The sequence below is a fragment of the Streptococcus salivarius genome (assembly GCF_000785515.1).
Classification (GTDB): domain Bacteria; phylum Bacillota; class Bacilli; order Lactobacillales; family Streptococcaceae; genus Streptococcus; species Streptococcus salivarius.
In genome coordinates this window covers 154,727-167,748 of sequence record NZ_CP009913.1, presented here as the reverse complement: position 1 = coordinate 167,748, position 13,022 = coordinate 154,727, and the positions used below count along the sequence as shown (strand labels likewise).

General features: G+C 32.9%; 11 protein-coding genes and 2 pseudogenes. 4 read left to right on the top strand and 9 right to left on the bottom strand.

The features are described from left to right. Window positions 1-615: 615 nt before the first annotated feature. The 8 genes from SSAL8618_RS00905 to SSAL8618_RS00875 form a co-directional block, all read right to left on the bottom strand. Window positions 616-825, bottom strand: coding sequence for a helix-turn-helix transcriptional regulator (locus tag SSAL8618_RS00905; protein ID WP_002886384.1), 210 nt, complete (start codon window positions 823-825; stop codon window positions 616-618). A 3-nt stretch (window positions 826-828) separates the two neighbouring features. After that, window positions 829-1,410: a hypothetical protein gene (locus SSAL8618_RS00900; RefSeq protein WP_022496755.1), complete on the bottom strand. Its 582-nt coding sequence runs from the start codon at window positions 1,408-1,410 to the stop codon at window positions 829-831. Window positions 1,411-1,819: 409 nt separating this feature from the next. After that, on the bottom strand, window positions 1,820-2,104 hold the full coding sequence (locus SSAL8618_RS00895) for a hypothetical protein (protein WP_230955166.1): 285 nt from the start codon (window positions 2,102-2,104) through the stop codon (window positions 1,820-1,822). A 69-nt stretch (window positions 2,105-2,173) separates the two neighbouring features. Next, complete coding sequence (locus tag SSAL8618_RS10760) at window positions 2,174-2,308, bottom strand: hypothetical protein (protein WP_002889641.1); 135 nt, start codon at window positions 2,306-2,308, stop codon at window positions 2,174-2,176. A gap of 45 nt (window positions 2,309-2,353) precedes the next feature. Beyond that, window positions 2,354-2,692, bottom strand: coding sequence for a Cd(II)/Zn(II)-sensing metalloregulatory transcriptional regulator CadX (gene cadX / locus SSAL8618_RS00890; protein WP_000711083.1), 339 nt, complete (start codon window positions 2,690-2,692; stop codon window positions 2,354-2,356). Between the two features lie 11 nt (window positions 2,693-2,703). Continuing rightward, complete coding sequence (locus SSAL8618_RS00885; RefSeq protein ID WP_038675148.1) at window positions 2,704-3,318, bottom strand: CadD family cadmium resistance transporter; 615 nt, start codon at window positions 3,316-3,318, stop codon at window positions 2,704-2,706. A 705-nt stretch (window positions 3,319-4,023) separates the two neighbouring features. Continuing rightward, window positions 4,024-6,093: a heavy metal translocating P-type ATPase gene (locus tag SSAL8618_RS00880; RefSeq protein ID WP_038675146.1), complete on the bottom strand. Its 2,070-nt coding sequence runs from the start codon at window positions 6,091-6,093 to the stop codon at window positions 4,024-4,026. Window positions 6,094-6,112: 19 nt separating this feature from the next. Continuing rightward, the gene (locus SSAL8618_RS00875; RefSeq protein ID WP_038675145.1) at window positions 6,113-6,562 is read right to left on the bottom strand and encodes a CopY/TcrY family copper transport repressor; all 450 of its coding nucleotides are present in this window, start codon (window positions 6,560-6,562) and stop codon (window positions 6,113-6,115) included. Between the two features lie 1,077 nt (window positions 6,563-7,639). On the opposite strand from SSAL8618_RS00875, the gene SSAL8618_RS00870 reads away from it, so the two are divergent. The 4 genes and pseudogenes from SSAL8618_RS00870 to SSAL8618_RS00855 all read left to right on the top strand — a co-directional run bounded on the left by SSAL8618_RS00870 (window position 7,640) and on the right by SSAL8618_RS00855 (window position 11,195). Further along, on the top strand, window positions 7,640-8,317 hold the full coding sequence (locus tag SSAL8618_RS00870; RefSeq protein WP_038675143.1) for an ATP-binding cassette domain-containing protein: 678 nt from the start codon (window positions 7,640-7,642) through the stop codon (window positions 8,315-8,317). A gap of 1 nt (window position 8,318) precedes the next feature. Further along, window positions 8,319-9,047, top strand: coding sequence for a lantibiotic immunity ABC transporter MutE/EpiE family permease subunit (locus tag SSAL8618_RS00865; protein WP_038675141.1), 729 nt, complete (start codon window positions 8,319-8,321; stop codon window positions 9,045-9,047). Between the two features lie 634 nt (window positions 9,048-9,681). Beyond that, a pseudogene (locus tag SSAL8618_RS10525) lies at window positions 9,682-9,840 on the top strand (transposase); the annotation flags it as partial. A gap of 66 nt (window positions 9,841-9,906) precedes the next feature. Continuing rightward, window positions 9,907-11,195, top strand: a pseudogene (locus tag SSAL8618_RS00855) (transposase). A 552-nt stretch (window positions 11,196-11,747) separates the two neighbouring features. Here the strand turns inward: SSAL8618_RS00855 and SSAL8618_RS00850 are convergent. Continuing rightward, window positions 11,748-12,920 (bottom strand): sensor histidine kinase, encoded by a 1,173-nt coding sequence (locus SSAL8618_RS00850; RefSeq protein ID WP_257001912.1) that lies wholly within the window; start codon window positions 12,918-12,920, stop codon window positions 11,748-11,750. Window positions 12,921-13,022 lie beyond the last annotated feature (102 nt).

The window sequence follows — 13,022 nt, the reverse complement described above, 5'->3', positions numbered from 1 at the left end:
AGAGATATGTCAACAAATTTTAAAAACTTTTTTAAATTTTTAATATATCCTACAATTCCTACAAACAAAGGTTTTTTGAGGTGTGTTACCAAATAGTAATAATTAATCATTTTTAATTTTAATGTTATTTTAGGTAATTTATTATGTCCTTTGCTAAGTTTAAATACATATTTAAATCATATATAAAAGCATAATTTGTAAAATATACATTCATTATTATGTGAGGTTTTATGGCTAAAAATCAAAAGATATTTAATAGACGTATAAAACCCTCTTACTGATAATATGTTTGAAGTATATAACAATATTATCTTTCAAATAAATGTATTCATTCACTTTTATCATTTTTGTATGATAACTACATAATATGCAAGATCTCAAAAGTGAATAGATTAGAGAAACATTAGCATTTTTGAGAGCATTTCGACCTAAAAAGTTCTATTATTGGGTTAAAATGCTTGAAAAATAAACTATTATCTTATTTTTGAAAGCGTTTTAACTAAGATGTAGTCAAAAATAACTCCTTTGAAACTACTCCCTCTTACCAAGACCTCGTCTCAGAATAACAAGTTTCCAAAAACTGATACACAAATCAATTGGATTGTTTTACTTCTCTTATTTCAGACGAAATAGTTCTTCTACTTGTTTATTAAAGACTTGTGCTATTTTTAAAGCCATTTCCAACGAAGGGTTGTAGCGGTTATTTTCCAAGTGAACAATCGTTTCTCTCCGTATTCCTACTTGATCTGCTAAATCTTGTTGAGTCATACCATAAGCTTCCCTTACTTCTTTCAAGTTAGTCTTTATTTTACTTTCTTTCGCCATATTTCATCCCCTTTTTTCAGTGATAAAGTAAGTAATGGCAAATAATAAGAGTAAAAAAGCCACCAAAATATAAAGGAATCCAGCATTCAAAACGAAAACTTTACAGACAGCTATCAAGGTTGCCATTCCCAATAATATAAAGATTGCTATTGTAAACAAAATGGAAGAGGACTTTGCAATATTTCTATAAAATCGTTCATCGGGTTCTTCATTAATTCTCTTGAATAAGAAGTAAAACATTAATAACAATTGAATACTTAATCCAATTCCTAACATTATATTCTTAATCAAAGAACCAGGAGTTAGCAGCCAAACTCCAATAGTATAGATCGAGGACGAGAGAAGTACAAGCACTGTATATAATTTTGCAGTAATCCCAAACATGTTTTTTTCTTTCTTTTGATAGGTTGATTTTGAGAGGACCGATACCATCGTACAAACCAAATACGAAGGAAGCCAAGCCGTCGTCATAATAGCACCTTTCGCTAGAATCGGTAGGTGATTCCCCAGAAATAATACTAAACATACAACAATAAGCACGCTAGCGATATAAAGGATTATCTTTAAGTTCTTCGACATTTTCATTTCAGTCACCTCTTTTTAATATGTTATAAATATATCACACCTTGTCTGTTATAAATATATCACATTGTTATAAGAATTTCAAGATGAAGACAAAACTCTAGTAAGATTTTGAACACTTTTCAGAAATCTATACAAAAAAACACCTTGCAAGCTGCAAAGTGTTTTCGTTTGTACTCTGCTGTCCAGTAACGAATTAACGTTTTGAGAACTGGCTAGCTTTACGAGCTTTCTTAAGACCTGGTTTGGAAAGTATGGATTTCAGTTGGACTAAAAACAGCGTAATATCAAGGATTTTCTGAACAATATCTACTTTTTAATTTCATAAAATCTGAATCAATATTTTTAAAATAGGGGAATAGTTTAGGTCTCTAAGCATTAAAATAATACACCTAACTTTGGTCACCGTTTTTTAGTTATTCACTCTTTTTTCGGATAGTGTTTTTAAAGTTATGATGTAAAATGCCGCAATTAAAACACTATACATCATAATCGGAGGATAGAGAATTAAGGATAGAATCAATCCCACTCCTTTAATTATTAGGTCAGGTATCAATAACTTCCTATATTGTGCGGTAGCTTCAAGTAATTCTTTCTGATCTATATTGGGTTTATCAATTACTTTATGTAAAAACCAGTTTGCTACCGTTGAAACAATAACGATCAGTCCATAAAAGAGCTGTGCCATATGATTCATGAAATGACTACTAACTATTCCAGTAGCATATGGCATAAATGAAACAAAAAATAAAAGATACAAATTCTTTCAAATTCCTCCCTTTTCAACTTGGCTAACTTGACCTGCATTACCTAGGTCGCTTTGCTTTAAATTATACTTTTTTCTTAAACATTTGATACGAGTAGGTATTTCTTGTGAGTAATTTTCATCAAAAAATTTCATAGATAAGTCCTATATATAATCATGGTAAAGTAGTAAAAATAGTTGTTATCCTAGTTGATTAAAAAAGTCTTTGATTTCCTCATCTTTTATAAAATAATATATAATTTTCCCCTCTCTTCTAGTATCCAAGATGTTTTGATTGGCTAGTTTACGAAGATGGTGGGAGGCAGATGCCATACTGAGATTTAGTAAACAGGCTATATCACAGACACAGAGTTCTTCAACAGCAAGGAGATAAAAGATGATATTTATCTGTTTATTATCGGTAAACTTTGATAAAATACGAAGTGATTTTTGGACTTTTTCCTTTTCAAGGTAGTTCGTTGCGGTTGTAACATTTTGTTGATTTATAATATTCACTTGGCAGATACTATCTTTTTTCATAATTTTTTCTCCTAGCCGAACACAGTCCTTAGCATGTCAAAGCTGTTGTTTTCAATCAGGATATACATCCCCAATCCTAAATAAACAACGGCAATAAACCATCTGCTATATTTCTCCAAAGTTTCTCCAACAGAAGGGACTTGTGCCAATTTTTGGGCAGAAAAAACCAAGAGATAAATCATGACTAGAAAGGTAAGTAAAGCCACTATCAAATTCGCTAAATTTAAGGTGGTAAAATATGGGACAAAGACACCAATATTGTCAGCGCCACAACTTGCAAAAGTAATCATAGCGACTAGAAAAATCAGGTTTTTATTGTCTTTTCGCAAACCATCTTTTGCAATAGCTTCTCCATCAGAATCTCCTAAAAGCAAAACTTTGAGGCCTAGGAAAATTGGAATCAAACCGAGTAAACCTAAAATCTCTTTACTAGGAATATAATTTAAGACAAATGCAAAAAGCAAACTTAGGAATATTAGACTAACAGAGCCTAGAAATTGTCCTAAATAGATGTTAATGATGTCCTTTCTGCTTTTTCTTTTGGCAAAAAATAACATTAGGATAATAAGTAAGTCTACGGCTGTCCCAGAATACAGGATTATTGAAGTAACAACATTTTGAATCATAAAATACCTCATTCAAATATATTTTTGAATGTATTCTAACATTAAGCTTTGTAGATGTCAACTTAAAATCCACCAATTAATAATTGCATGTCAATATTTGTATTGTGAAACTAGTTTCAGAAATATATAGTCTTAAAGTATGTCCACTGCCAATGGTTTTTTCAATATTTAAGAGGAGATTTATAATGGTTCATTTCTATAAATTTATAAACGAGTTATATATTTTGTTTAACCAATTATTAACTATTTTTATCAATAATCACTTCATTAATTTGTACTTTTTAATTTTGATTTATTTTTCGTGCATATTTTATATGAATTTAATTCTAATACATTTTAAATAAAAATACGCAATTTTAATTGGCACTGACCCCCGTAAATGAGAATTAAATAAAAACACCTCCAAGTTGGATTTGGTACAATATAATCAAATGCTCATGGAGGTGTCTTTTTATGGTTAAAAAACGTGTGGAGACGGTGGTATTATTGTCAAGAAAATAGAATAACAAGCTATAAAACTGTCGAAATAGGTGGCTTTTAGGATTTTAACAGAAATCAGTTCTATAATAAATTAAAAATCGTGTTGGTAGAAAAATCGTCTACTTCTACCAACACGATTTTACAAAGAGCCATTACTTACATCTCTTTTTCTCCTGTAAAACTATTGTATCTTGATACTTTAAGGAGTTTCCATCATTCAATCTGTTAACCGTTATTTTTTGGATCCAAACGTAATAACATAGCATTAATGGCGACGATGACTGTTGACACAGACATTAGGATTGCTCCTAATGCAGGGCTTAATGTGATACCAATAGGAGCCAAAATTCCTGCAGCTAGAGGGATAGCTATAAAGTTATAACCAGCTCCCCAAAATAGGTTTTGTTTCATTTTACGAGTTGTTTTGTGTGCTAAATCAATGAATGATCCAATATCTCCTGGATCGGATTGAGTCAATATGACATCAGCTGAATCCAACGCAACTTGAGTTCCAGCACCTATAGCTATACCAACATCTGCTAAGGCAAGAGAAGGAGCATCATTTACACCATCACCTACCATGATAACTTTCTTTCCTTCATCTTTAAGTGTTTTAACTAACTCATATTTGTCTTGTGGAGATTGATTTGATCTATATTCAATCCCTAAATCTACTGCCGCGCCTTGAGCCGCTTTTTCATTATCACCTGTTGCCATAATTGGTCGAATATTGTTCTTTTTAAGAGCTTTAATTAACTCTTTACTCGTTGGTTTTAATTCGTCCCCTAAAGCTACAGCACCAATGGCATCATCATTTTCTACTAAGACACTAAGAGTTGCTCCTTTTGGAGTATCCATATCAAGATTACGTCCATAGGCTTTTTGACTGATTAATTGGTAACGGTGCCCACCTGCTTTACCCTCTACTCCAGAACCGGAAATCGCATCAATCGAATCAAAAGATGCTGGACGTATATTTTGCTGCTCGGCGAAACTTATAATTGATTGAGCAATTGGGTGGCTAGATCCTCCTTCAATACCTGCCAATAAGGCAATGATTTCCTCTTTTGTATATTTGTCATTAAGAAGTTTTACATCTAATACTTTAAATTCACCAGTTGTTAAAGTACCCGTTTTATCTAAAATCATCACATCTGCATCTTGAGCTATTTCTAAGGCTTGGCGGTCTTTTACTAGTAAGCCACGGCTAGCTCCTAAGCTTGTGCTACGGGCGGTTACCAATGGAATAGCCAGACCCAATGCGTGCGGACAAGCAATAACTAATGTAGTAATAGTAAATATAACTGCCGTTGGGATATCTCCAATAATCATCCACACTACAAAAGCAATTAGCGCGACAATAACAGCAATATAGAAGAGCCACCCTGCAACCTTTTGCGCAATATTTTCTGCCCTAGAAGGCTGACTTTGAGCTTGGCTGATTAAATTCTGTACTTGAGAGATAAAGGATTGATCACCTGTCTCAAGCACTTTAATATAAAGAACCCCTTCTCCATTTGTTGACCCCCCGATTACTTCATCGCCAGGGCCTTTTTTAACTGCTTTTGACTCCCCAGTTAGAAGAGCTTCATTTAAACGTGATTCGCCACGCTCGATAATCCCGTCTGCTGGCACATTTTCTCCGGCTTGAACACGAATTAAATCACCTACCTGTAAGTCAGCAACTGGTCGTGTTTCAATTGAATCGTCTTCTAATACAACGTGAGCATCTTTCGGTACTAACTTAGCCAATGCTGCTTGTGCGTCTCCTGCTTCTCCAATAGCTTTCATCTCAATCCAGTGACCTAATAGCATGATTAATAGTAATGAAGCAAATTCAAAGAAAAAGTCCATCACGTGTTCACCCGTTACGTAGGTAATGATCACAGCATAAATACTGTATAAATATGAAACACTTATACCTAAAGAAACGAGTGCCATCATTCCAGGTTTTTTTTGTTTAAATTCGTCAACTGCACCTTGATAGAATGGACGTCCCCCATAAATAATTAATATAGTAGATAAAATAGCTACTACAATATCAGAATATGGAAAAGTAAACTGGAATGGTAGTTTAAATCCATGCAAAGGGGAAAAGAACATAATAATGATTCCTAGTGGCAATGACTTTAAGAAAAGTTCCTTAAAGCTTCCGTGATGATGGTGGGCATGCCCACTGTGTCCGCTGTGATTATGCCCACTGTGCCCGCTGTGATCATGTCCACTGTGCCCGCTGTGGTCATGCCCACTGTGCCCGCAATGATTATGGGACGAATATTTGTTGTCATTATTCATTTTAAATTCCTCCTTATGCTTAATGATGATGTAAATGACATTCGCATTGTCCTTCTGGACAATTGCAATCCACTTCTTCTACTGCAAAAGATTTTTTCATCTCTAATATTTTTTCTAGTCGATCTATATCATCGAAGCTTAAAACATGATCTTCAATGATGCTTCCTATTACATTTCCGACTTTCTTATTGCAAATACGGTTAAAAATATCTTCTGCATAATCCCTTACGGCTTCTGTCTCTTCAATATTGGCAGTGTAAATAAACTTTCTACCTTCATGCACTGTATTTAGTACGCCTTTTCCAACTAATCGACCTAAGATCGTTTTGATAGTGGATTGTGTCCAGTCCATTTTTTCTTGCAATACGGAAATGACTTTTTTACTAGTTACTCGATCATTTGCCCAAACTACACGCATGACTTCCCATTCTGCATCTGTGATATAAGTATTAAATTCTATTGTGCTCATTCTCCTTCCTTCCTAGTTGTCTACAGATGTAAACGAATATGTTTAAAATAAGTTTACCATTGTAAACGAATTATGTCAAGTCTTTTTATTAAATTCTCACTTTTTGGGGTCAGTCCCTTAAAACATGCTATTTTTATCATTGATAAATATTAATAGCTAACTTTCCGATAAACAACTATTTTTTATACAAAAAAGACATCCAAGAGAAAATTCTTGAATGTCTGTAAACGTTGATAGTATCGTATTGATTAACGTTTTGAGAATTGTGATGCTTTACGAGCTTTCTTCAAGCCTGGTTTGACAGGGTTAAATTTCATATAGTTTTAGAATAGCCATATATTAACATCTAACCGTTTTATACTACTTCTTTAATTCAAAAAATTTTAATAGGTATTACTAGATGAGGGAAATTCCAACAAATATTTGTTTACATAGTTTAGTATCTCTACCACTTTATAATAGTTCCAATTCAAAAATTAATTTCAAACCATATCAAAAGTAGAGTTTCTCTGAAATTTTCTCAATATGAACAGTAGTCACTAATATCTATTCTGTTAATTTAACATTCTAACTAAAGATACAAATTTAGTAAAAATATATGTTATCACATATTCACGCTCTGGGCATCTTCACCAGAAATATTCAACCAGTATTATTCAATTTCTAAATATAACTTTCCAAATACATAATCGTAGCTCATGTCAAAGATTGTAAAACGATTTTTAATAGATAATCCATTTAAACTCCCCATCTTCAATAAAAAGATTAATGTGCTTTATTTTGGTACTGTAATGACCTAACACAGTATTTTTCAAGACTGATACAATATTTCTACCTGTAATATTGAATTGATCCTATAATATTGGAAAAATTTATGCTACCAAGTTAGTACCATAGAAATTTTATAAATACTGCTAACTTTTGAGTAATTCAATATAAGTTCCTTAATAATTCACTAAATAGTCAATCTAGCTATGAAGATGCAGTCAATTCTTCCATTTAAACAGTTATTTCTGACATAACTCTGAAAATCAGATCTTATAATGAATGTAACAATAACTGATAGGAGGCATTCACATGCAAATAAATATCAATCAACTTTCAAAATCCTATAAAGATAAAACTATATTGGACAATGTCACTTTTACCATTGAATCGGGTACAATTTGTGGTCTATTAGGGGTTAATGGTGCTGGTAAGTCAACTCTGATGAAAATTCTCTTTGGTTTGGTTCCAAAAAGTGATGGAGAGATTCAATTTGATGGATTATCAAAAAACAAACAATCATTAGGCGCATTAATTGAAACACCTGCTATTTATCATAACCTTTCAGCCTATGACAATTTAAAAACGAAAGCGCTATTATATGACATTCCTGATTCAAAAATTTTTGAAACCTTAGAAATAATTGGTCTTTCTAACACCGGGAAAAAACAAGCGGGTAAATTTTCATTAGGGATGAAGCAGAGACTAGGAATTGGCATGGCTATTTTAACTGATCCCCAATTTTTAATTCTCGATGAGCCTACTAATGGACTTGATCCTGATGGTATAAACGAACTGTTAAACCTTATTCGTTCATTAAAAGTAACAGGGATGACAATTCTGATTTCTAGCCATCAACTTTTAGAAATCAGCAAAATTGCCGATCACATTCTAATTCTACATCAAGGAAAGATACAATATGACGGTAAGAATAAGAATGTAGATAGTCTGGAAAGTTTATTCTTTAAAATCGTTCATAGGGGGTACTGATATGCAAAAGATATTCTACTCAGAATTGCTCAAATTACGACATTTAGGATCCAATAGATTCTTAATTATCATACCGTTTTTAACTGTCCTAATAGCCTTTTTAATGGGAGGACTACAGATTTTTGTTCCTTTTTCAGTCTATTGGTGGGAAGCTATCTTTTTATATCTCGTAAATGGTCTTTTATTCATAGTTGATAGACGTTTGGAAGATCAGGCAGGGTATTTTCAAAATATTACTAACAAGCATTTCACTTGGAAAATTACCTTGATGAAAATGGTGCTTATCGGAATGAGAACATTGATTTCTAGTTTATTCTTACTAGCTTTCCTGTATCTCGTTGCTTTTATTTACACAGATATTATCCCAATAAACATTACTAAAACATCTACTTCATTAATCTTAATTTGGATGACAACTTTATGGAATATTCCTTTTCTGTATCTGATGTCTAAATACATGAGTCATTTCATTCTATTAGCGCTTAATACACTGGTTTGTCTTTTAATAGCACCATTTATTGCTCAAAGTCCACTCTGGTTCGTCTTGCCCTATACCTATCACTATAAAATAGCTCAATTTTTATTAAACCTTAAACCATCGGGCGACGTTATTACAAATCAAAACCAAACCAGCATTTTGCAAGTGTCACTTATTATTATTTTATCAATGATAATGACATTACTTTTATCATATGTCCTAAAAAGGAGGGAGTCAAATGCTACGGAGTGAGTTACTTAAATTAAAGAATACTACATGTCTCTATCTTATTATCAGTTTTTCTATACTACAAACTCTTTCAATTCCCCTCTATGTAAGATTCGTCCCTAATGGCATTTCTCTAACTAATCTAGCTATCTTATCCTTTTTATGTTATCCTCTATTGACAGCTTTCTTATCCATTTTAGGAATTGAACAAGAAAAACTCGCTAATCATTATCAAGAAATCTCTAGTTACCCTAAGAAAAGACTCCTGTGGCTAGTCAAACTTTTAATAACAGACTTAGTCCTTACCCTGCCTTCTTTATTTGGGTGGTTAATCATAAACCTCCTCCTTAAGAATTGGATTAATGGTCTCCTGCTAATGATATCAAGTTGGATGCTAATTGTCTTTCTTAATCATTTTCATTATTTTATACAAGTTTGTCTAAATAGTACGAGTAACATCGTTATTTCTATGGTTGAAATCATTTTTATTATTTTCGCTAGTAATAAAGTCTTCTTAACTATTCATTGGCTTCCTATTACTTTTCCTATTAACAGTGTTCTCACTACAGAGTGGACTCCACTCAACACTCTTCCTTATTGGCTTGTAGGAATCACGCTATTATTTATCTATTTTGTAAACTTTAAATACAAATAATACATCAAAGATGCACTAGAAACAGACTATTCAAACGCGAAACTCGAAGCAACTAATAAGTTGATCAAAGACATCAAACGCCTGGGCTTCGGTTTTAGAAACTTCATCAGCTTTAAGAAGCGTGTATTCATGACTCTGAACATAAAAAAAGAGAAGACCTAGCCGGGAGCCCACTGAAAAAGTCATCAATCGATGGCTTTTTTGTTATACTAAACTCGAGGTGATTGTATACTTGATAATCAGTTAACTTTAGAAGTTAGTCCCTATTCCAGTCTATATGATATTGTTGTTCCAAAGAATCATTTTTTGCGTCAGCTAACGGAAATCTGTGATTTTAGCTTTATTTACGATGAGTTAGAAAAGAATTTTCGTCCTGACTTTGGACGTAAAACTTATTCGTCGATTATGATGTTCAAATATCTCTTATTAAAAGACATCTATAAGTTATCCGATGTGGAGTCCTTTTCTAATATGGCTTTTAAATACTTCCTTGGTCTATCTCTAGAGGATAGCATTATTGAACCCTCTTCATTGACTAAATTTCGCAAACTTCGAATCAAAGATGAACGATTACTTGATTTACTCATCACTAAATCTGTACAAAGCGCTCTTGAGCATAGCTTGATTAAAAGTAAAATTCTCATTATGGATGCGACCATACTAAAGCTCACTACAATCATAAGAAACCCCAAGAGGTTCTCCGTGAACACTCAAAAGTCTTGCGTAAAACAATTTACCAATGCTCAGAAGATATCAAAGAAGTTTCCTAGCAAGCCTCAAGAAGATAATTTTGAAGATGAATTAAGATATATACAAGAGTTGGTATCAGTCCTAGAAAAACATAAAGAATTGATAACTTTACTTGCGGTTTCGCAAAAATTAAATTACCTTAAAGAAGCTATGGAGGATGATTTAGAACACTTGGTATCCTCTGTTAAAGAAGAAGATCGTCTTGACCATAAATCTGCGAATAGTTCCTTTTATGGCTATAAAGAGCATCTCGCCATGACAGATGAACGTGTGATCACAGCCTGTGTCGTGACATCCAGTGAAAAAAGTGATAGTCCTGTCTTAGAAGAACTCTATCATAAATCTAAGGATAATGGTGTAAGCAAAGAAGCTATTCTAGGGGATAAGGCCTATTCTGGGAAAGATAATATTCAATTTACCAAAAAAGAATGTGTGCATTTAGTCGCTAAGCTACATCCTGCTGTTTCAAGAGGCTTTCGTCGGAAAGAAGATGAATTCTTCTATAACAAGGATGCAGGTCTCTTTGTTTGTCCAGATACTAAAGAAAGCTAAGATAGGAAGAACAACGGGGAAATATAATTCTCAGGAAACCCACTGTTTTGATATTAAGTATTGTCAAATCTGCCCTTCAAAATGCGGAACTTAAACACAAACATAGTCTTGATATGGCTAGAGCATCAGGTCTTTTCAATATGGTGTTACAAGCGACAACAACTATATTCGGGGTCAATATGAAGAGGATTATAACTTTAATAAATTCAAAATAAGTAAACAAAAGGAGAAATCTATCTCATATTTAGGTAGATTACTCCTTTTTATTTTATTTAAACTGTAGAGATTACTTTTTCAGTGGGCTCCCTATCCGGTCTTCTCTAGATGTTAGCTTTTCGTTACCCACTACAGTTGACAGAGAGCCACAATAGCTTCAACCAAGCCACATGCGATTGTCTCTATACATCGTCTCATTCGGACAATGTATTACCTCATTACTATTACCTCATTACGCATAACAAACTTTACGATTACTCTTCCGCCCATAATCGATATAGTTGTCTATGCTGTATTACTGTAACACCTTGTTTAAAAATACCTAGATGAGGTGTTATTTTGCATGCCCTTTTATAGCTAAATAAGTGTTAAAAATAAGACAGCGACTTCAGAAAAGCTACTGTCATATTTCATGATAGACTTGACAAATGGTAGAAAAGAGCCACTTAAATTATTTGTCTAATTTTTTTGGAGTCAGCAGATACTTGAGAGCACTTTTATCTAAAATATCTCTTTTGGGTAGTTTATCATTTGCTTCAACCTTTCTCGTATCATACTTTAATTTGTAAAATCACTTCTGCTCCACCCCCTGGGGGATTTCTCAACTCTAAAATTCCATCATGTCTGAAAGCTACTTCTTTAGCAAAAGCTAAGCCTATCCCATAATGTTTACCAGTCCTTCCAGAATCCTCTGTATAAAATAGCTTACTCGCATTTTCTTTTGCACCTTCAGAAAATGGTTCCCCATTATTCCATATTGAAAAGCATAACCTATCTTGTTTCAAATATACGTTTAAATAAACCTGTTTACTACCTTTTCTAGCATATTGGCATGCATTTACAAAAATATTAGTTATCGCTCTTGACAAAGCATGACTATTGATATAAATATCTAAGTTATGGACTTGAATATCTTCATGATAGGAAACACCATACGTATTAGCAAACTCCTTTAATAATAAGCATGTATCTGATAAAAATAATTCTAACGAAATATACTCCTTATGATCATCTTCATTTAATAATTTAGTATAATCCATCATTTGAGAAAAATAATTATCAAATCGTAACAATGAACGCTTCATAGCTTCTAAAAACTCACTTTGTTCCTTAGAAATAATCGTCGTTTCCAAAAGCTCTATATTACCCTTCAGAACAGTCAAGGGTGTTCTTACATCATGTGAAAGCGCTCCTACTTGAAATGATAAATCTTCTTTTTCATGTCTCTCTTTATTTATTAAATATACTAATTCGTTATTTTTTTCTGTTAGATTGTTCAAAATATCGTTAAATTCTAATATTTTTAAATGGTTGTTAAAATCTAGAGTTGATTTTCCCATATTTAATGCTAGTTTTTGAATTTCTTTAAAATTAGCCTGATATTCCCTAGCTAAACGATATACCGAAACAACAATTATTAAGAAAATTCCAACAATTACAGTTACATAGGAAAACTTGTTATAACTAATATGGCGTAGTCTAGCATTGGTAAATTCTGGAAGAGTGCTATGTCTTACAACTATAGATACTGCCTCGTTACTTGCATAGGTATAAGTAACCCCCTTTTTTTCAACATCTCCACTATTGTTATTTGCAAGTTTATATGCTAGTAAATCACTTTTTTGATAGGTTCCACCCAAAATATTACCTGATTTTTTATCAAAGATTACATAGTCATAAGGAATGTGCCTCATTTTTTTGGTTAATTGCTGATATAGAGACATCACCCAAATCAACCGAGAAACTCGAAGAAGATGGTAAGGTCAGTTGTCCCGTTTGTTTCAACAATACTCCCATACCCATGGTAAGAGTAATCACAAGAAGAG